The 18,749-nt window shown below is 64.7% G+C and carries 19 protein-coding genes and 1 pseudogene; all 20 read left to right on the forward strand.

Annotation, left to right across the window (positions count from 1 at the left end; genetic code table 11):
* The first annotated feature begins 161 nt into the window (after window positions 1–161).
* The 20 genes and pseudogenes from RDV64_RS17280 (at window position 162) to RDV64_RS17375 (ending at window position 18,687) form a co-directional block, all read left to right on the forward strand.
* A complete protein-coding gene (locus RDV64_RS17280; protein ID WP_309196205.1) occupies window positions 162–947 on the forward strand; it encodes a DUF1217 domain-containing protein in 786 nt (261 codons plus the stop codon).
* Entirely contained in the window at window positions 948–1,670 is a 723-nt protein-coding gene (gene flgF, locus RDV64_RS17285) for a flagellar basal-body rod protein FlgF (RefSeq protein ID WP_309196206.1), read from the forward strand.
* Between the two features lie 96 nt (window positions 1,671–1,766).
* Window positions 1,767–3,113, forward strand: a complete 1,347-nt coding sequence (fliI, locus tag RDV64_RS17290; RefSeq protein ID WP_309196207.1) for a flagellum-specific ATP synthase FliI — start codon at window positions 1,767–1,769, stop codon at window positions 3,111–3,113.
* A 102-nt stretch (window positions 3,114–3,215) separates the two neighbouring features.
* Window positions 3,216–4,604 carry a flagellar hook protein FlgE gene (locus RDV64_RS17295; RefSeq protein ID WP_309196208.1) on the forward strand — a complete coding sequence of 463 codons (1,389 nt, stop codon included), beginning with the start codon at window positions 3,216–3,218 and terminating at the stop codon, window positions 4,602–4,604.
* A 10-nt stretch (window positions 4,605–4,614) separates the two neighbouring features.
* A complete protein-coding gene (gene flgK, locus RDV64_RS17300) occupies window positions 4,615–6,000 on the forward strand; it encodes a flagellar hook-associated protein FlgK (protein WP_309196209.1) in 1,386 nt (461 codons plus the stop codon).
* Entirely contained in the window at window positions 6,000–7,037 is a 1,038-nt protein-coding gene (locus RDV64_RS17305; RefSeq protein WP_309196210.1) for a flagellar hook-associated family protein, read from the forward strand. Before flgK ends, RDV64_RS17305 begins: the two co-directional genes overlap by 1 nt.
* Before the next feature lie 10 nt (window positions 7,038–7,047).
* A complete protein-coding gene (flaF, locus tag RDV64_RS17310) occupies window positions 7,048–7,395 on the forward strand; it encodes a flagellar biosynthesis regulator FlaF (protein WP_309196211.1) in 348 nt (115 codons plus the stop codon).
* 62 nt (window positions 7,396–7,457) lie between these two features.
* Window positions 7,458–7,871, forward strand: a pseudogene (gene flbT, locus RDV64_RS17315) (flagellar biosynthesis repressor FlbT); the annotation flags it as partial.
* 142 nt (window positions 7,872–8,013) lie between these two features.
* Window positions 8,014–8,418, forward strand: coding sequence for a flagellar hook assembly protein FlgD (gene flgD / locus RDV64_RS17320; RefSeq protein ID WP_309196212.1), 405 nt, complete (start codon window positions 8,014–8,016; stop codon window positions 8,416–8,418).
* Entirely contained in the window at window positions 8,415–8,681 is a 267-nt protein-coding gene (locus RDV64_RS17325) for a flagellar biosynthetic protein FliQ (RefSeq protein WP_309196213.1), read from the forward strand. Before flgD ends, RDV64_RS17325 begins: the two co-directional genes overlap by 4 nt.
* Window positions 8,682–8,828: 147 nt before the next feature.
* A complete protein-coding gene (gene flhA, locus RDV64_RS17330; RefSeq protein WP_309196214.1) occupies window positions 8,829–10,934 on the forward strand; it encodes a flagellar biosynthesis protein FlhA in 2,106 nt (701 codons plus the stop codon).
* Between the two features lie 49 nt (window positions 10,935–10,983).
* The gene (locus tag RDV64_RS17335; RefSeq protein WP_309196215.1) at window positions 10,984–11,739 is read left to right on the forward strand and encodes a flagellar biosynthetic protein FliR; all 756 of its coding nucleotides are present in this window, start codon (window positions 10,984–10,986) and stop codon (window positions 11,737–11,739) included.
* Entirely contained in the window at window positions 11,736–12,173 is a 438-nt protein-coding gene (locus RDV64_RS17340) for a hypothetical protein (protein ID WP_309196216.1), read from the forward strand. The genes RDV64_RS17335 and RDV64_RS17340 overlap by 4 nt, the downstream gene beginning before the upstream one ends.
* 55 nt (window positions 12,174–12,228) lie before the next feature.
* The gene (locus tag RDV64_RS17345) at window positions 12,229–12,561 is read left to right on the forward strand and encodes a rod-binding protein (RefSeq protein ID WP_309196217.1); all 333 of its coding nucleotides are present in this window, start codon (window positions 12,229–12,231) and stop codon (window positions 12,559–12,561) included.
* Complete coding sequence (locus tag RDV64_RS17350) at window positions 12,558–12,947, forward strand: hypothetical protein (protein WP_309196218.1); 390 nt, start codon at window positions 12,558–12,560, stop codon at window positions 12,945–12,947. The genes RDV64_RS17345 and RDV64_RS17350 overlap by 4 nt, the downstream gene beginning before the upstream one ends.
* A gap of 10 nt (window positions 12,948–12,957) precedes the next feature.
* Window positions 12,958–13,491: a hypothetical protein gene (locus RDV64_RS17355; RefSeq protein WP_309196219.1), complete on the forward strand. Its 534-nt coding sequence runs from the start codon at window positions 12,958–12,960 to the stop codon at window positions 13,489–13,491.
* Between the two features lie 63 nt (window positions 13,492–13,554).
* Window positions 13,555–16,260 carry a chemotaxis protein CheW gene (locus tag RDV64_RS17360; protein WP_309196220.1) on the forward strand — a complete coding sequence of 902 codons (2,706 nt, stop codon included), beginning with the start codon at window positions 13,555–13,557 and terminating at the stop codon, window positions 16,258–16,260.
* Window positions 16,257–16,730 (forward strand): chemotaxis protein CheW, encoded by a 474-nt coding sequence (locus tag RDV64_RS17365; protein ID WP_309196221.1) that lies wholly within the window; start codon window positions 16,257–16,259, stop codon window positions 16,728–16,730. The genes RDV64_RS17360 and RDV64_RS17365 overlap by 4 nt, the downstream gene beginning before the upstream one ends.
* A 53-nt stretch (window positions 16,731–16,783) precedes the next feature.
* Window positions 16,784–17,821, forward strand: a complete 1,038-nt coding sequence (locus RDV64_RS17370) for a chemotaxis protein CheB (protein WP_309196222.1) — start codon at window positions 16,784–16,786, stop codon at window positions 17,819–17,821.
* Window positions 17,815–18,687 (forward strand): protein-glutamate O-methyltransferase CheR, encoded by an 873-nt coding sequence (locus RDV64_RS17375; protein WP_309196223.1) that lies wholly within the window; start codon window positions 17,815–17,817, stop codon window positions 18,685–18,687. The genes RDV64_RS17370 and RDV64_RS17375 overlap by 7 nt, the downstream gene beginning before the upstream one ends.
* Window positions 18,688–18,749: the final 62 nt, after the last annotated feature.

Here is an 18,749-nt window from a genome sequence, read left to right on the forward strand (position 1 = left end):
GAAGCGCGAACGGCTTGTGCGAGGCTGGAGATTAAGCCTGTCGGTAAGCGCATTTTCGCCGCTTGACACAGACAGGTCCGGACAAGCCATCGGCGTCATGTTCCGCGCCGACCGCGGATGAATGTTGATGATTGATATTTCCGCTTTTGGGGGAGCCAGACATGGACGCCACGACCGGATATCGAATAGTCGCGCAAAATCTAGACCGCTCGCTGGCGCTGACCGCAAACCGCGCCCCGGTGAAACTGGGGTCCGAATATTGGATGGAGAACGCCGGTAACGTCAGCTCCATCGAGGAATTTGTCGGCGACAGCCGGTTGTTCCGCTTTGCGATGACGGCATTCGGTCTTGAGGAACTGGCCGACGCCAAGGGCTACATGCGCAAGATCCTGGAAGAGGGCATTGCCGAGCCTGGCACGCTGGCCAACCGCACCAACGATCCGCGGATCTCCGAGTTCGCCAGAACATTCGACTTCGCCACGTTCGGTGCCGACACGATGCAACGTCAGGCCACCGGGCAGGCTGTGGTGGACCAGTTCGTCCGCCAGACCCTGGAGGTGGAAGCCGGCGAACTGGACGGAGAAGGGGTCCGCCTTGCCCTTTACTTCGAGCGCAAGGCCCCCGAGGTGAACACCGTGTTCGAGATCCTTGCCGATCCGGCGCTGCTCAAGGTGGTGCGCACCACGCTGGGCCTGCCGCAGGAATTCTCCGGCGCGGATCTGCAGCGCCAGGCCGAAGTCATCTCCGACCGGCTGGATATTGCGGACCTTTCGGACCCGGAGGCCCTGCGCGACATGCTGATCCGCTTCACTGCCGTGTGGGACGCGACCGAAAACACCGCGTCCAGCCCGCTCCTGCGCCTCTTCAGCACCGGCGGACAGCAGCAGTCCGTGGCCTCGCTCAATCTTGCCTTGTCACTTTCATCCTTGCGACTGGGAGGCGCATGAATGCCGTCAGACCTTTATGTGACCCTTTCGGGTCAGATCACAATGGATACCCGTCTTTCCACCGTTGCCAACAACGTCGCGAACATGCGCACGGCAGGCTTTCGCGCCGAAACGGTGGACTTCGGCACCATCTTGTCGGCGACCCGCAGCCAGCGCGTGGCGTTCGCCACTGTCGGTGAGCAGCACATCGAGCGGCAGGGCGGGCCGGTGGAGGCCACCGGCAATCCGCTCGATATTGCGGTGGTCGGCGAAGGCTGGTTCGGCGTCCAGACGCCGACCGGCCTTGCCTACACGCGCGACGGCCGCTTTACCGTGACCGAGGCTGGCGACCTGATGACGCTGACCGGCTTCAATGTGGTGGACGAAGGCGGCGCACCCATCGCGCTCGATCCCGAGCGTGGGGAAATCACCGTCGCGGCCGACGGGGCGATCAGCCAGGAAGGCGTGGTTGCCGGCAATGTGGGCCTCTTCGCCATCGCAGAAGAAGCCACGCTGACCCGCTACGGCGATACCGCCGTACTCTCGAACCAGGCGGCCGAGCCAATTGTCGACCGCACCGCCAACGGTGTGCGGCAGGGTTACCGCGAAGGATCCAACGTCAATCCGGTTCAGGCGATCACCGAGCTGATCACGGTGCAGCGGGCCTTCGAGTACGGCAACACGGCGATGCGAGACCGTTTCCAGACCGTGCAGCAGGCCGTCCGCACCCTGGGCGCCGACTAGCCCCTTCGGCCGCTTTGCCGATGGCTGAACAACCCTTCTAAGGGCGCCGCCGATGAAGGCTGCGAACGGGACGACCGAAGGCCCATGACACGCCCGATGTCTCAATTGGAAACGCTTGCCGCAAAGGTGAGCGGCCTCGACCTGCCGCCCGTCGTTCTGGCGGGAACGGTGGACGAGGCCACACGGTCCGAACGCTGGGTTCGAGGCCTTTCGCAGGACGCCGCACTCGGCGATCAGCTGGAGATCAGCCACGTGGATGGCGGGGCACTCGCCGAAATCATCCGGATCGACCAGAAACGCTGTGTCGCAGCGCTCTACGAGCGCAAGGCGGCCGCGTTTCTGGGCGCCGAGGCATTGCTGCGCGGCCCGTTCACCATCAGTCCGCACGATAGCTGGAAGGGGCGCACCATCGACGCGCTCGGCCGCCCGGTGGATGGCGCGGGGCCCCTCATCAAGGGGCCGCCACGGTCGGCCGATGCCAATCCGCCCCATGCCGTCGGCCGCACCCGGCTGACACGGCCGCTTCACACAGGGGTCAAGGCGATCGACCTGTTCGCGCCGCTGGTGGAGGGGCAGCGGATCGGCATCTTCGCCGGTTCCGGCGTCGGCAAATCCACGCTTCTTGGCATGCTGGCGGGGACCGGCGGCGTCGACACCGTGGTCGCGGCGCTGATCGGCGAGCGCGGCCGCGAAGTGGGCGAACTCCTGGGGGGACCGCTCGCGGCCCACCAGGACCGGACCATCGCCGTCACCTCCACGGCGGACGAAACCGCGCTGATGCGGCGTCAGGCGCTGCGTGCCGCCCTCTCGGTTGCCGAGTATTTTCGTGACAGGGGTGAGCGCGTTCTCCTGCTGGTGGACAGCCTGACGCGCGCTGCCCAGGCCATGCGCGACGTCGCGCTGTCGGCGGGTGAGCCGCCGGTCGCCCGCGGGTTTCCCCCCAGCGTGTTCTCGGAGCTTGCCCGTGCCACCGAGCGGGCCGGGCAGGGCTCCGGCGGCGGGTCGATGACCGCCATCTTCTGCGTCCTCGTCGATGGCGACGATCTTGACGACCCCATTGCCGATGCTGCTCGCGGCACCCTTGACGGGCACATCGTCCTGTCGCGTGAGCTGGCAGAAGCCGGGCGCTTTCCGGCAATCGACCCGCTGGCTTCCCTGTCGCGCCTCGCGCCGGTGGCGTTTTCCGCCGAGGAGGCGGAGCTGTCCCGGCACTTGCGCCGCCTCATCTCCAGGTTTGAAGAAACGCGCGATCTGCGGCTTCTCAGCGGCTATCAGCCGGGCCAGGACGCCGAGCTCGACCGGGCGGTGACCATCGTCCCCAAATTGCAGAGCGCGCTGTTGCAGCGCCCGTCCGACCCGCTTTGCCGTGACGCCTTCGCCGAGCTTGCTGCCCTGTTGTCGGGCCGCGAGGGCGAGGCGGACGCGGCGTCTGTCCAAGCCTGAGGCAAGGCGTTTCTTACAAACTGTTATCCGCAAGCCGATGGTCTGGCCGTCCAGCAGTGACGCACGCCGCCAGTCGACCCGGCGCCCACGAAAGGGATTTGGATGAGCCTCTATAACGTATTGAGGACGGGTGTTTCAGGGATGGAAGCCCAGTCCTACAAACTCGGTACCGTTGCCGACAATATCGCGAATTCCGGAACGGTCGGCTACAAGCGCGCCACCACCGAATTTTCGTCGCTGATCCTCAACGCGGGACCCCAGTCCTATGCATCCGGTGCGGTGACGGCAAACGTTCGCCACAACGTCTCGCAGCAAGGCGCGCTCACCTACACGCTGTCTAAGACGGATCTTGCGGTGCAGGGAGACGGTTTCTTCATCGTCCAGGATGCAAAGGGCGGCGACTTTCTGACCCGCGCCGGTTCCTTCGTCATCGACGGGCAGACCGGCAACCTGATGAACGCTGCCGGCTTCTCGCTGCTCGGCTATCCCAGCATCGACGGGCAGGACGTGGCGATCACGCTCAACGACACTGCCGGCCTGGAGCTCATCTCCACCGACTACATGAACATGCGCGCCACGCCCTCCACCGTTGGCGTGTACCGCGCCAATCTCAACGCCAACGAAGAGGCGATTGTGGGCGATACGCCGTCCGACAATCTGGCCACGTCCAACTTCACGACCCGCAGCTCCGTCGTCACCTACGACGATCTGGGCCGCGAAGTGACGCTCGACTTCTACTGGACCAAGACCCAGGACTACGACCCCGCCGGTCCGACCCCGCCCCAGTGGGAGGTGACCGTGTTCGACCAGTCCACCGCGGCGACAACGCCGACAACGCCGTTCCCTTACGGCAACCCCAACCCGCCCATCGGTGGCGCGACGCCGGCCAACCCGATCCTGGCCCAGGCCACCATCACCTTCGACCAGAGCACGGGCTCGATCTCCGAGATCGCCTCCGTGGTGCCGGGCACGGCCTATTCGGGCCCCGTCGATCCGACTGATCCGACCCTGTCTGCCTTCCTCAACATCCAGCTTCCCAATGCGACCGACGAAGCCGTCTTCGACATCACGAACATGACCCAGTTCTCGGCTGACTTCGAGCCGCTGGAGGTGGCGGTCAACGGCAACGCACCGGCAACGGTGCAGGACGTCGCCGTTTCGGAGGACGGCCGGGTGTTCGCCATCTACGAGGATGGCGGGGAGGTGGAGTTCTACCGCCTGCCGCTGGCCAACGTTCCCAGTCCCGACCAGTTGCGGCCCTATTCGGGCAACATCTACGGGGTCTCCAACGAGTCTGGCGATCTTCGCATTGCCTTGCCCGATGATGCCGGCAACGGCTCCCTGATCGTCGGCGCCGTGGAGCAGTCCAACGTCGAACTGGCGGACGAGCTGACCGACATGATCATCTCCCAGCGCGCCTACACCGCCAACTCCAAGAGCTTTCAGACCGGCAACGAACTCCTCGAAGTTCTCGTCAATCTGAAGCGCTAGGACACCAGACATGAGCCTTGACGTTGCCATCAACGTTGCGCGCCAGTCTCTGCTGGCGTCGCAATACCAGATCGCGCTTTCGGGCCGCAACGTCGCGGCTGCAGGCGATCCGGACCGCTCGCGGGCAGCCGCCACGCTTGCGACCACGATCGACGGCGGCGTCCGGGTCGCCTCGGTTCGCCGCGCCGAAGACTTGGCGGTCTTCAATCGGATGATCACCGCCACCGCGGCAACCGCCGAACGCGATGCCGTTCTCACACAGCTGGAAGTGATCGCCGAGACGGTCGGCGATCCGGAAAACGGCACCTCTGTTGGTGCGTTGATCGGCGATCTGCAATCTGCGCTCGCCGACTACTCCAACGCGCCGGACGACCCGCTCTTCGGTCGCTCGGTGGTGGAGCGGGCACGCGACGTGACCGACGCGCTGCGCCGTGTTTCCAACGACCTTCTGCTGGCGCGGGAGGAAGCGGACCGCAACATGGCCGAAAGCGTCGACGAGGTGAACCGCCTCCTCGGCGAGTTCGACGAGGCCAACCGCGCTGTGGTCATTGCCACCATCTCCGGCAACGACGCCACCATGCACCTCGACCGGCGCGATGCCATCGTGTCCGATCTCTCGGCCCATCTGGGCATCACCACGCTGCGGCGCGAGAACGACGACCTCGCGCTGTTCACCGAAGGCGGTGTCACCCTGTTCGACAGGCAGGCCCGCCCGGTCTCCTTCGAGCGCACGGCAGTCTACACCTCCGGCACGATCGGCGGCGAAGTCAGTGTAGACGGGGTCATCGTGACCGGCTCCGGTGCGCCGATGCCGTCCACCACTGGCAAGATTGTCGGCCACGCGCTGGTCCGCGACACCGTGGTGCCCACCTACCAGCTGCAGATGGACGAGATCGCGCGTGAGCTGACCGACATTTTCGAAGACGGCATCGGCAGCCTTTTCGTCAACAATGGCGGGCCGGACTATGCGGGCAGCATTGAAATTGCGCCCGACGTGGACCCGTCCCAGGGCGGCGCCGTGGAGAATTTGCGCGACGGTACCGGCAACGCCTCCGGCTTTGCCGCCTATCCTGACCGCCTTCTGGCTCTCGGCGCGCAGATGAGCGCGGCAACTGCGTTCGATCCTAATGCAGAGCTGATCGACAGCGGCTCGATCCTCGATTTTGCCACCCAGTCGGCCGGTTGGCTGGAAGGGTTGCGCATGAGCGTCCAGATCGACGCCGACACTGAGGCTGCAATTTTGTTGCAGGCGTCCGATGCGCTGTCGCGCGCCACCGGCGTCAACCTCGATGACGAGTATGCCCGCCAGCTGATGCTGGAGCGAAGCTTCAATGCGTCTTCGCGGCTGATCGGCATGATCGATGAAATGTTCGACACATTGTTGAGGATCGTCTGATGGAAACGACCTACGTTTCGACGGCTGCGCTGCGCAATCAGCCGCGTCTGGAGATCCAGCGGATCCAGGCCGAATTGGTCAATCGCACCTCGGAGCTTGCCACCGGCCGCAAGGCCGATATCGGCCTTGCGCTTGGGACCGATACCGGGCGGATGGTGTCGCTGCGCAACGAGGTGGGTCTTCTGGAAACCCTCATGCGCTCCAATGGTGTGGCCGCCGCAAGGCTCACGCTGATTCAGGCGGCACTCTCCGACATTCGCGACAATGCCTCCAGCGTCCTCAATTCGGTGATCGCGCTGCCGCCGGGCTTCACCTCGGCCGTGCTTGTCGAGCAGGAAGGGCGCGCAGCACTCGACCGGCTGGCGGACCGGATGAACGGTTCGGACGGGCGCAGCTTCCTCTTCAGCGGTACAGACACCACCAACGCCCCGTTCACCCAGTTCGAGGACGGACCGGAGGCGGCCATCGCCTCAGCGTTCCTGACGAAATTCGGCGTGGCCGTGGGAAGCGCCGGTGCTGCTGCAATCTCCGCCACCGACATGACGGACTTCCTCAACACCGAGTTTGCAGCTTTGTTTGACGATCCTGCCTGGGGCACGACCTGGTCCAGCGCGTCGGACGACGACCTTACGAGCCGGATTGCCGTTTCGGAGCGGGTCAAGACCGGCACCAACGCCAACGAGGCATCGCTGCGTCTGGTGACCGAAGGCATGAGCGCCATTGCGGGCCTTGGCCTGTCGGCACTGTCGCAGGAGGCGCGCGATGCGGTGATCGACGCCACCCGCGTGCGGATTGGCCAGGCGGTGAGCGATGTGGCGGCGCTGCAAAGCGAGCTTGGCTATTCGGAAAATGCCATCTCGCGCGCCAACGAGCGGATGGGCCTTGCCCGTGATCTCCTCACCCAGACCATTGTGGAAACGGAGGGAGCCGACGTCGCCGATGCGAAGGTGCGTGTCGACCTTCTGACGACGCAACTTGAGATGAGCTTTGCGCTGACCGGTCAGCTCTCTCGTCTCAGCATTCTCAACTACGCCTAAGGAGTTCCCAGTGCGGGCTGAATATTCAGATGTCCGGCAGACCGCGCCCTCGTTGGCCCGCGAACAGGAGGTCGAGGCCTTTGAAACCGGCATCGCCTTGATGGAGGCGGCGCGCGACACGCCGGCGCAATCGGCCGAGGCGATCACCGCCGCCCGCTATATCCAACGCTTGTGGAGGTATCTCCTCAAGGACGTCAACGATCCTGCCAACGAGCTTTCAGATGAACTGAAGGCCAACCTCGTTTCGATCGGCCTGTTTGTCTTCAAGGAAACCGACCGAATTCTTGCCAGCGATTCTTCTGATTGGACTGGCCTCATCGAAATCAACCGCACCGTGCGCGAAGGATTGTCATCATGAACGGACCGCGGCCCCGGCGCTCTCGGCGCGAGGACGACAATGCGACCCACAATGGGACCGGTATGCGGCCCATGCACATCTCGCTTCGCTCCGGCGAACGCCTGTTCCTGAACGGCGCCGTCTTGCGCGTCGACCGGAAAGTGACCCTCGAGCTTCTGAACGACGCGACGTTCCTGCTCGAGAACCATGTTCTTCAGGTAGAGGACACGACCACACCGCTGCGCCAGCTCTATTTTGCGGCGCAGGCGATGCTGATGGACCCGCAAAATGCCCGCTCCAGCCGTGCGCTGTTCACGGCAATGGCAACGGATCTGCGCAATGCGCTGAAGTCCGAGCGCCTCCTTGCCGGGCTGGACGAGGCGTGCGCGCTCATCGCAGCCGAACGTCCGTTTCAGGCGCTGAAGGCCCTGCGTGCGCTGTTCGACGAGGAGGCTGCCGTGCTTGCCCAGCAAAACAAGCCGGAACGGCCGGAAGAGCGAGACCCCGGCCGAAGCGAGGACCGCGAGGGGACCCTCGGCTCGGTCGTCCCGCCGCAGAATTATGCCCAGGGCGCTTCCGGCGGACGCGGGGGCCAGCCTGGCGCCTCGACGATCCTGCAACAACACTAGGAGAGGCCCGATGAACGTCGTCAATCCCGTTGCCGCCACCGGCCCCGCGCCGTCCGCCGGCGTGAGTGCCGCAGCGCAGACCGATACGCTGGACTACGATTCTTTTCTGCGCCTGCTGGTGGAGCAGATGAAAAACCAGGATCCGCTGGAGCCCATGTCGGACACCGAATATATCGCCCAGCTCGCCAGCTTCTCCAATGTGGAGCAGAACATCATCACCAATGACCGGCTGCAGGCGCTGATGACCAGCAGCGCGCTGTCCGATGCCCAGTCGCTCATCGGGCGCAACGTGACAACGCCGGAGGGCACCAGCGGCACGGTCGCCAGCGTCCAGATTGCATCGGGCGAAATCTACGCCACGCTGACCAGCGGCGATTCAGTGCTGGTGGGCGACGGGATCACCGTTTCGTCATGAACGAGGTCGATGCCGTGGATATGGTGCAGTCTGCCATCTACACCGTGCTGATCGCAGCTGCACCTGCGGTGATCGTGGCGATGGTGGTCGGCGTCAGCATCTCGCTGGTTCAAGCGCTGACCCAGGTGCAGGAAATGACGCTTACGTTCATTCCCAAGATTGCCGCGATCCTGATCACCGTTGCCGTCACCGCGACGTTCATCGGCGCACACATCTTCTCGTTCACCGAGTTGGTTTACGGACACATCGCGTCCGGCTTCTAGCGCCACTACCGCCGGACCCCGCAATTGCTGCGGTGCCCGGCGTGCGTTTGCCGACCCCAAAAAAATCAAGGGTGAGCGCTCTGGGCGGGCCGATGCAAGGCTCTCCTGCGCGCCGCGTCTGATCAGCAGCCATGAAGGCCGTCGACCATGAGCACCGCAGAGAACGTCACTCCCGCAACCTCGCGCTATGCGCGCCTCGTGCCCGGAGGGCTGCGCGACGTCGCCTTCGCCATGGGCGTCATCTCGATGCTCGGCGTCCTCATCCTGCCGATTCCCACCTTCCTGATCGATGTGGGGCTGGCCTTCTCGGTCGCCATCGCCGTCCTCATCCTGATGGTGGCGCTGTGGATCGAGAAGCCGCTGGAATTTTCGTCCTTCCCGACGGTGCTTCTCATCGCGACCATGCTGCGGCTGGCGCTTTCCATTGCCACCACCCGCCTTATCCTGGCCGATGGCCATGAGGGCATCGATGCCGCGGGGCAGGTGATTGCAGGCTTTTCCAACTTCCTGATGTCGGGTGACTTCGTCATCGGGATCGTGGTGTTCCTGATCCTGGTGGTGGTCAACTTCCTCGTCATCACCAAGGGCGCCACCCGTATTGCCGAAGTCGGTGCCCGCTTCACCCTCGACGCCATTCCCGGCAAGCAGATGGCGATCGATGCCGACCTCTCCGCCGGCCTCATCAACGATACCGAAGCCCAGCGCCGCCGCCGCGAGCTGGAGGAGGAAAGCGCCTTCTTCGGCTCCATGGACGGTGCGTCCAAGTTCGTGCGCGGCGAGGCGATCGCATCGCTGATCGTCATTGCGGTCAACATCTTCGGCGGGATCGTCATTGCGACCACCCGCTACGGGATGGAGCTTGGTCCGGCATCCGACGTGTTCACCCGCCTTTCGGTGGGCGATGGCCTCATCAGCCAGATCCCGGCGCTGATCATCTCGCTGGCAGCGGGCCTCCTCGTCTCCAAGGGCGGCACGCGCGGCTCTGCCGAAAAGGCGGTGCTTGGCCAGCTTGGCGCCTATCCCCGTGCGCTCCTGATGGCATCCGGCATGATGGCGATCTTCGCGATCATGCCCGGCCTGCCGCCAATCCCCTTCATCACGCTTTCGGGCATCCTCGCCTTTGTGGCCTACACCATCCCGCGCGCCAAACGGGCCGCCGAGGCCGAGGTGCAGCGCAAGGCACAGCGTGCGGTGGAGGAAACTGCGCGCTCCCAGAAGGACTCCGTGCGCGACGAGCTCAATGTGCCGGAGCTGGAGCTGGTGGTCGGCAAGCAGCTCGCCCGCACCGTGTTGCGCTCGCCCACCGAACTCACCCACCGCCTTGCCAAGATCCGCCGCAAGTTTGCCCGCGAATATGGCTTCGTCATCCCCGAGGTGAAGGTGAGCGAAGACCTGACCCTTGGCGCAAAGGACTACATGGTGCGCGTCCACGGTACCGTCGCGGCAACGCAGAGCCTGCGGGTCGGAGACTATCTGGTCGTTCTGGGCGACGGGCCGAAGCCCCGCGTTCCGGGCGATCCGGCGCGCGATCCCGCCTTCGGCATGGACGCGCTCTGGGTCAACGAGGCCTTCCTGCCCGACGTGACCCGCGAAGGGTTCGTCCCGATCGACAACACGTCGGTCGTGCTGACGCATCTGGTGGAAATCGTGCGCAACAACCTGGCGCAGCTCCTCTCCTACAAGGACATGCGCGCGCTGCTCGACCGTCTCGACCCCGAATACAAGCGCCTTCTGGAGGAGATCGTGCCATCCCAGATCTCCAACTCCGGCCTGCAGGCGGTCCTCAAACTTCTCCTTGCCGAGCGCGTCTCCATCCGCAATCTCCACCTCATTTTGGAGGCTGTGGCGGAGGTGAGCCCGCACGCGCGCCGCGCCGAAGCTGTCGCCGAGCATGTGCGCATCCGCCTTGCGGCCCAGATTTGCGGCGACCTTTCCGAAGACGGTGTTCTCAAGGTCGTGCGCCTCGGCAACCGCTGGGACCTGGCATTCCACCAGAGCCTCAAGCGCGATGCCAAGGGCGAGGTGGTGGAACTGGCGATGGACCCGCGCCTTGTGGAGGAATTTGCCGAGGCGGCATCCAAGACCATCAAGCAGGCCATGGCCGAGGCGCCGCGCTTTGCGGTGGTCACGGCGCCGGACGCGCGACCTTACGTGCGGATGATCATCGAGCGGATGTTCCCGTCCATTGCCGTCCTGTCGCATCTCGAGATCGCGCGCGGCGCGACGGTGAAGCCCGTCGGCGCAATGTCGTGAGGCTGCACAGTCAGCCGGCCGGTGCGCCGGGGGAGGGGGAGGCTCTCCGGTGAACGATGCACCCGCGGCTTACGTCCTTGCCATGGCGGTGCTTTTTGCACGGATCGGCGCGATCTTCATGATTGCGCCCGGACTGTCCTCCATGCGCGCACCGGTGAAGGTCCGCCTTCTGATCGCGCTCGGCGTCACGCTGGCGCTGGCACCCCCGCTGATCGACACGGCGGCGGACGCAGTGTCAGACCGCACGCCGGCCGCGCTCCTGCGCGTCCTCGGGATGGAGGCCATCATCGGTCTGTTCATCGGGCTGATGACGCGGCTTTTGATGATGGCGCTCAGCACCATGGCCATCGCCATCGCCAACATGGTCGGCCTTGGCGGCATTCCGGGCACCGCGATTGATGGCAATGAACCTTCCCAGGCAGCGGCATCGCTGTTCAATGTCACCGCGTTGATGATCATCTTTCTGACCGATCTTCACCACGAGATCCTGCGCGCCGGGCTTGATTCCTACGCAGTGGTCGCCCCCGGCGGCATATACGACGCGCAGACCGCTCTGTCGGACGTCGCAGACCGCGCCAGCGAGGCCTTTCTGGTGGCGCTTCGCCTTTCGGCGCCGTTCATCATCTATTCGGTGATCGTCAACTTCGCCATCGGCCTGACCAACAAGCTGACCCCGCAGCTGCCGGTCTTCTTCGTGGCGTTGCCGATGGTGACGGCCGGCGGTCTCATGATGATCGCCTATGCGGTGCGCGAAATGATGTTCGCCTTCCGCCTCGCCTTCGAGCAGCTTGTGGTGGCGCTGTGAACCGGGCGCGCCGCAAACGACTTGAGCGACTTGCGCATGCGCAGCGGGCGCTGGCCGATGCGGCGGTCGAGCAGGAGCGCAACGCCATCGTCAGACACCGCGAGAGCGAACAGGCGGCGGGCAAGATCCTTGCGGCGTTGAACGGCGACAATCCGCTCCACGGGCACCTCGTCGTCACCATGGCGACAACGCTGGACGCCAATGCGCGAGAGACAAGCCGTCTGGCGGCAGCGGTGCGCAGTGCCGAGGAAGCGCGCCTTGCAGCCGATACCAGGGCCCGCTCCCTGGAGGGACGCCACGAACGCGCCCGAAAGGAATTCCGCCGAGCCCACGAAAAGCGCGTCCTTGAGGCGATGACAGTGCCGATGATCGACCCGACCGGCCCCGCAGAGCCTGCAACGCAAGCTCCTGACCAGCCGAAAGCCGTAATCTGATTGCGGATTTCTGGCCTTCCTTGCGGGAAGGCACCTCTCACGCTGGAGCGATCGCATGATCGAGCTTTCGTCCCTTTCACCACTTGCCGGCGCCGGTGCGTTAACGCCCGCTCAGGCGGCGAACGCACCGTCGGCGTATTCGGCCCGGCCGCCAGGGGTCACGCCCAGCCAGACCCTCGGCGAAAAATTCGAAGCCGCAATGATGACGCCGATGATCGCTGCGATCCTGCCGCCGGATGACAGCGTCGTCTGGGGTGGCAGCGCGGGCAAGATGTGGCGCGGCTTGTTTGCAGAGGAAATCGCAACCGCAACGGCCAGCGCAGGCGGGTTTGGCATCGCCCAGATCATTGACCGCGCCATCGCCGAGCAGACGGGAAGCACGCAATGACAAAACATCCACTGACACCGACGTTGATGCAGCTTGAAGCGGTTCTGGACGAGACCGCTGACGCGATCCGGACCAAACAGTCCATCGACGACACCGCCATGGTCAAAGCCAAGGGGCGCGCACTGCTCAGCCTTTCGCATCTTTCCGGCGAAATCTCGGCGGAACGGCTCAGCGCGGGCGAGCAGGACGCGATCCGCCGGATCCGCGAAAAACTCGCCACCGAGCGGGGCCTGCTGGAACGCCGGCTCGAAGCATCGCAGTTGGTGGTGAAGCTGATTGGCGAGGCAATGCTCGCCGAGGAATGGGACGGCACCTACGCCCCCGAGGCGGTGCACCCGGTTCATCCGTCGCGCCAGCCGCCGGCAGCACGCCCGGTGCAGACTTGAGGGTTGGCGGATGAAACTCGTTCTGGTCGGCCTGTGGGCAGTCTTCGTTGCGCTTGGTTCCGGTTATGCCGTGGCCTCGTGGAAGGTGGACACGGCAGGCGGCGAGGAGCCGGTGAAGCTTGAGGGGCTGCGATACACGTCGCTCCCCACCATGTCGGTTCCGGTGCTCGGTGCCGGCGAGGTGAAGGGCTACGTGGTCGTGCGTGTGGTCTACACGGCGGACGCTGCAACCTTGCGCCTCATCAGCGCCGAACCGGATCCCTTCATCAGCGATGAGGTGTTCCGCACACTCTACAACCGCGCGGAGATCCATTTCGGCCGGCTTGCCCGGATCGATCTGGAGGAGTTTGCCGAAACCGTGCGCTCAGGCGTGAACAAGCGTCTGGGGGACGATGTGATCCAGGACATCCTGGTCGACGGCCTCAACTACATCGACCTCGCAACTGTCGATGCCCAGCGCGAAATCCCCGGCATGCAGGAACCTGTTGCGGATGCGGACAGTGGCGCCGGACAGGCGGCCAAGGCGAAGGGCGGGGGTCACTGACACCCCGCGTTCAACCCCCGAGTTTTTCGAGCGAGACGGCGCACGCCGCATAGGAGATCAGGAATGGACGGTCTCGACGACCTTTTGGCCGAGTTCATCACCGACACGCAGGAGTCGCTCGAGTCGGTCGACGTGCGACTGGTGGAGCTTGAAAGCGCGGCTGCCGATCCGGATGTCGACAACGCCGCCAGCGTGAACGAGCTGTTCCGCATCATGCACACCATCAAAGGAACCTGCGGGTTCCTGGGTCTGCCGCGGATGGCGAACGTTGCCCACGTGGCTGAAAGCCTGATGGATGACTTCCGCAACGGCAAACCCGTCACCCACGAAGCCGTCGACGCCACGCTTCTGGCGGTCGATCGGCTGAAAGAGCTTCTGTCCGACATCGAATCCAGCAATGGCGAAGAACCCAAGGGCAGCGACGAGACCATCATCGAGACTTTGAAGGCAGCCGCCAACGCGCAGGCGCCGGCAAAGGCTGCCGCAGACCCGGGTGCCGCGGCTGCAGCCGAGCCAGAGCCGGTTCCGGCTGCGAAGGCGCCGGCGGCAGCCGCTGCTCCCGCTGCCGGCTCCGCTGCCAACGCCAACGTTGCCAAACCCGGAAGCCCGGCCAAGCCGGCGGCGCCTGCCAAGCCTGCTGCCAGGGCCAAGCCCGGTGAAGGTGGTCGCGGCGGCGACACTGGCGAGGCCGAGGCACGCTCCGACAGCTCCATCCGCGTCTCCGTCGAGACGCTGGAACATTTGATGACGGTGGTCTCGGAGCTGGTCCTGACCCGCAACGAGCTGACCGAGATCATGCGGTCCGACGAGGGGTCCACGCAAAAACTTGCGCTGCAGCGCCTTTCCACGGTGACGGGCGAACTGCAGCAGGCGGTCATGTCAACGCGGATGCAGCCCATCGGCAATGCATGGCGCAAGCTGCCGCGGATCGTACGAGACGTTTCATCCAGCCTCGGAAAGAAGATCGAGCTGGAGATGAACGGCGCACAGACGGAACTTGACCGGCAGGTGCTGGAGGCAATCAAGGACCCTCTGGTTCACATGGTGCGCAACGCGGCCGACCATGGCCTGGAGACGCCCGGTGAGCGCCGCGCCAAAGGCAAGCCAGAGAAAGGCCGCATTACCCTCAACGCCTACCACGAGGGTGGGCAGATCCTCGTGGAGATTGCCGACGACGGCAAGGGCCTCGACGTGGACAAGATCCGTGAAAAGGCCGTCGATCGCGGCATGGCCACGGCCGAGGACGCCGCACGGATGCCGGACGAGCAGGTGTTCTCGTTCATCTTCGGCGCAGGGTTTTCCACCGCCGCACAGGTCACCAGCGTGTCCGGACGCGGGGTGGGGATGGATGTCGTCCAGTCCAACGTCGAGCGGATCGGCGGCTATATCGACGTTCGGTCCACCCTCAACGTGGGTTCGATCTTCACGCTGAAGATCCCGCTGACGCTGGCGATCTCCAAGGCGCTGATCGTCGGCATCGACAACGACGATTTTGCGGTTCCGCAAACCTCCGTCGACGAATTGTTGAAGGTGGAGCCCCGCGGCCCGCATTGCATCAAGCTGATCAAGAATTCGCCGGTGCTGCGTTCCCGGGACCGCCTGTTGCCGGTGGTGGACCTCCGCTCGCTGCTCGGCCTGCCCGGTGCCTACAACGAGGACGGAACGCCGCGGGTCACCGACGAGAACACCACCGGGTTCGTGATGGTGATCGTCGCCCGGGGCATGCGCTTCGGCATGCTGGTGGACACGGTGCTGCGCACTGAGGAAATCGTCGTCAAGCCGTTGCCGACGGCATTGCGCAACCACGAAGTGTTCTCCGGGTCCACCATTTTGGGCGACGGCCGGGTCATCATGATCGTCGATCCCAACGGTTTGCGCAGCGCGGCCAGCAATGCGGCCGATGGCAGCCTGCAGGCCCCACCAAAAACGGTCGAGGAGCCGGAAGCCGTGCGCGACAAGCAGCTTCTTCTCACGTTCCGCGCGGCGGGTCCCAACCGCAAGGTCATGCCCATCAGCCTGATCACGCGGCTGGAAGAGATCGACCTGGCGGATGCCGACCAGAGCGACGGGCAGTGGTGCATCCAGTACAATGACGAACTCATCCCGCTGGTCTGGTTCGGCCCGCCGCCGGACCCCACCAAGGGCGAGAACAAGCCGCTCCTCGTCATGTCCGACGACGGCCGCTCCATGGGCCTTCTGGTGGACGAGATCCTCGACATCGAGGAGGACGAGGTCATCGTGCAGATCCCGTCCGAGCAGGACGGCATCCTTGGCAGCGCGATCATCGCAGGCCACCCGGCCGAAATCATCGACGTCAGCTACTTCCTGGGTCTGGCCTCGGCCCACTGGTTCGAGCCGCAGGTATCGAGCGCGGATCGCAGGATCCAGATCCTGCTGATCGATGACTCGGTGTTCTTCCGCAACCTTGTCGCCCCCGTGGTGCGAGCGGCCGGCTTCGATCCGATCGTGTGCAGCTCCGGCAAGGAGGCGATCGAGCGGCTCAACAACGGCCTGCGGCCGAAGATCATCGTCACCGACGTCGATATGCCGGAGATGGATGGCTACGAGTTTGCGGAGACGGTCACCAAGATGCCCGAGCTTGAGGGGATCCCGGTCCTGGCGCTCACCGGTCTCGTCAACCAGGAGGCTATTGATCGTGGCCGCGAGGCAGGCTTCTACGACTACATCTCGAAGCTCGATCGCAACGGACTGATCCAGGCACTGCGTGAATTTGCACGTCCCAGCGAAAAGCAGGAGATGGCCGCATGAGCATGACTGCGGTTCAAAGAGAGATGACGGACGACGCGGAGGGGTTCGTCACGGCACGCCTTGCCGGTCACTGGTTCGCGCTGCCGATCAGCGCGGTCCATGAGATCTTCCCGCTGACGCGCATCACCACGGTGCCCTTGTCGCCGCCCGGCCTCATCGGAGTCCTGAATTTGCGCGGCCGGATCGTGACGGCACTGGACACGCGGCAGATCCTGGGATTTCCGGCGCGCAAGGAGCCTCCCAGCATCGCCATCGGCATCGAGCGGGGCAATGAACTGTTCGGCCTGGCGGTGGACGAGATGGGAGACGTCCTGACCTCCCTTCCGTCCGAGCGCGAACGGCCGCCCTCCAACCTCGACAAGCGGTGGCGCGATGTTGTGGTGGGCGTGCAGCGCTCGGAAGACCAACTTGTCCTCATTGTCACGGTGGACCGCCTGTTCGACGATATCGTCTCGCTGGTTGCCTCGTGACGCTGACGGCAGCGGCCAGACCTGCCGGGGCAGGGGCCATGGAAGTCGGTTTGTTGACGCAGTCGCCGGCGCTGCGGATCGCGCTGCGACGCGCACTTCAGAGCGCAGACGCGAACATGGTCCTCGCCAGCAACGATCTGGTTCCGTTGCGTCCCGGGGCACCCAGGGCCGGGCGCACAGCTCTGGTAATCGACGCGGACATGCCGGGGCTGGGCGGCGAAGCCTTGACCGAGCGTATCTCGGACGTGGCGTCCACCAGTCAGATCATCGTGGTCACATCCGACGCAGCGCGCGGCAAGACGCTGCGGGTCCCGGTGACACGCGCCGGCGCCGCTGCCTTCTTCATCCTTCCCGTGACCGACCACCCGAGCGAATTGAAACCCATCGCAACCCAGATTGCGGCGCTCCTCCGATCGTCGAAACCTGCAGCCCGCCGCAGTGTCTCCCAGCTGGCGGCACCGGAGGCCGCCGCACCACGCCCCGTGCGCGCACGGCGCCGGATCAAGCCCGAAATTCTGGTGATTGGCAGTTCAACCGGAGGCCCGCAGGCACTGATCACGCTTTTTTCCGATTTCTCGCCCGCCACCACGAACGTGCCCGTGCTTATCGTCCAGCATATGCCGGCGGCATTCACGCCGGTTCTTGCCGAGCACATTTCCCGGTCCACCGCGTGGCGCGCCAGGGAGGCGCAGCATGGCGAGGGTCTCGCGCCGGGCGAAGTGCGCATTGCGCCGGGCGGTGTTCATCTTTCCATCAAGGGGCGGGGTGCAAACGCGAAGCTTGCCTTGACCGATGATCCCCCCGTCAATTTCTGTCGACCATCGGCGGATGTGCTGTTCTTTGCGGCAGCCGAGCAATTTGGCGCCGGTGTGCTCGCCGTGATCCTGACCGGCATGGGGCATGACGGGGCCGCCGGCGGCCGCGCGATCAATGCAGCCGGCGGCACGGTTCTGGCGCAGGACGAAGAGACGAGCGTTGTCTGGGGCATGCCCGGCGCGGCTGTCGCGGCGGGGGTTGTGGAGCGGGTGGTTGCGCTGCCCGCCATGGGCACAACGGTTGCGCGTGCGTTGTCAGGGGAAACACCATGGTAGCGCCGCCTGCACTGTCATCGGACGATTTTGCCTATATCAGCCGTCTCCTGAAGGAGAATTCGGGGCTCATCGTCACGCCGGACAAGGCGTACCTCATCAACACCAGGCTCAAGCCCATTGTGGAGCGCAACGGCCTTGCGACGGTGTCTGCGCTTGTGCGCCAGATGAAATCGGGCCGCCTTCTCTCGTTGAAGGACGAGGTGGTCGACGCGATGACCACCAACGAATCCCTCTTCTTTCGTGACAGCAAACCGTTTCAGGCCCTCATCGAGATGATGCTGCCAACGCTTTGCGAACGGGGCAGGACGAGACCGATCCGCGTCTGGTGCGCTGCGGCCTCCACTGGCCAGGAGCCCTATTCCATCGCCATGATGCTGGAAGATAATGCGCGGCTGTTCGGCGGCAGGGACATCAGCATCTTTGCCACCGATCTGTCGCAGGCGGCACTGCGGCGGGCGCGCATGGGCGAATACACTGCTTTCGAAGTGGGCCGGGGCATGCCGGCCGACGTGCTGCAGCGCCACTTCACCAAGACCGAGAGCGGCCACTATGTGGTTTCGCCCAAGGTTCGTGCGCGTGTCAGCTTCCGGGCCCGCAACCTGCTCGAACCGTTCGACTCGATGGGCAATTTCGACATCATCTTCTGCCGCAACGTGCTCATCTATTTTGATCGGCCGACGAAAGCAGATGTGCTCAACCGCATGGCAAAGCTCCTGCCGCCCGAGGGTTATCTCGTGCTCGGCGGCCCGGAGACGACGCTCGGCCTGTCGGACGCGTTCGTGCGGCACCCGACCTGGCGCAATATCTACACCAAGGCTGATAAACCGGACTCGGCCGCCAAAGTGAGGGATGGCGCTTACGCCTGAATGCGCGCCCTGCGGAGGAATCCGCCCTGCTTGAGCGACAGTTGCCGGGGCCGGTTTCAACC

Origin of the sequence: Acuticoccus sp. MNP-M23, from assembly GCF_031195445.1 — a bacterium.
Lineage (GTDB): Bacteria > Pseudomonadota > Alphaproteobacteria > Rhizobiales > Amorphaceae > Acuticoccus.

What these genes read in the sequence shown, in the direction of transcription:
- flhA (WP_309196214.1), top strand. Translation starts at nt 8,829, where the DNA reads ATGAGCACCGCAGAGAACGTCACTCCCGCAACCTCGCGCTATGCGCGC.
- RDV64_RS17325 (WP_309196213.1), top strand. Translation starts at nt 8,415, where the DNA reads ATGAACGAGGTCGATGCCGTGGATATGGTGCAGTCTGCCATCTACACC.
- fliI (WP_309196207.1), top strand. Translation starts at nt 1,767, where the DNA reads ATGTCTCAATTGGAAACGCTTGCCGCAAAGGTGAGCGGCCTCGACCTG.
- RDV64_RS17360 (WP_309196220.1), top strand. Translation starts at nt 13,555, where the DNA reads ATGGACGGTCTCGACGACCTTTTGGCCGAGTTCATCACCGACACGCAG.
- flgD (WP_309196212.1), top strand. Translation starts at nt 8,014, where the DNA reads ATGAACGTCGTCAATCCCGTTGCCGCCACCGGCCCCGCGCCGTCCGCC.
- RDV64_RS17355 (WP_309196219.1), top strand. Translation starts at nt 12,958, where the DNA reads ATGAAACTCGTTCTGGTCGGCCTGTGGGCAGTCTTCGTTGCGCTTGGT.
- flgK (WP_309196209.1), top strand. Translation starts at nt 4,615, where the DNA reads ATGAGCCTTGACGTTGCCATCAACGTTGCGCGCCAGTCTCTGCTGGCG.
- RDV64_RS17365 (WP_309196221.1), top strand. Translation starts at nt 16,257, where the DNA reads ATGAGCATGACTGCGGTTCAAAGAGAGATGACGGACGACGCGGAGGGG.
- RDV64_RS17375 (WP_309196223.1), top strand. Translation starts at nt 17,815, where the DNA reads ATGGTAGCGCCGCCTGCACTGTCATCGGACGATTTTGCCTATATCAGC.
- RDV64_RS17350 (WP_309196218.1), top strand. Translation starts at nt 12,558, where the DNA reads ATGACAAAACATCCACTGACACCGACGTTGATGCAGCTTGAAGCGGTT.
- RDV64_RS17280 (WP_309196205.1), top strand. Translation starts at nt 162, where the DNA reads ATGGACGCCACGACCGGATATCGAATAGTCGCGCAAAATCTAGACCGC.
- RDV64_RS17305 (WP_309196210.1), top strand. Translation starts at nt 6,000, where the DNA reads ATGGAAACGACCTACGTTTCGACGGCTGCGCTGCGCAATCAGCCGCGT.
- RDV64_RS17295 (WP_309196208.1), top strand. Translation starts at nt 3,216, where the DNA reads ATGAGCCTCTATAACGTATTGAGGACGGGTGTTTCAGGGATGGAAGCC.
- flgF (WP_309196206.1), top strand. Translation starts at nt 948, where the DNA reads ATGCCGTCAGACCTTTATGTGACCCTTTCGGGTCAGATCACAATGGAT.
- RDV64_RS17345 (WP_309196217.1), top strand. Translation starts at nt 12,229, where the DNA reads ATGATCGAGCTTTCGTCCCTTTCACCACTTGCCGGCGCCGGTGCGTTA.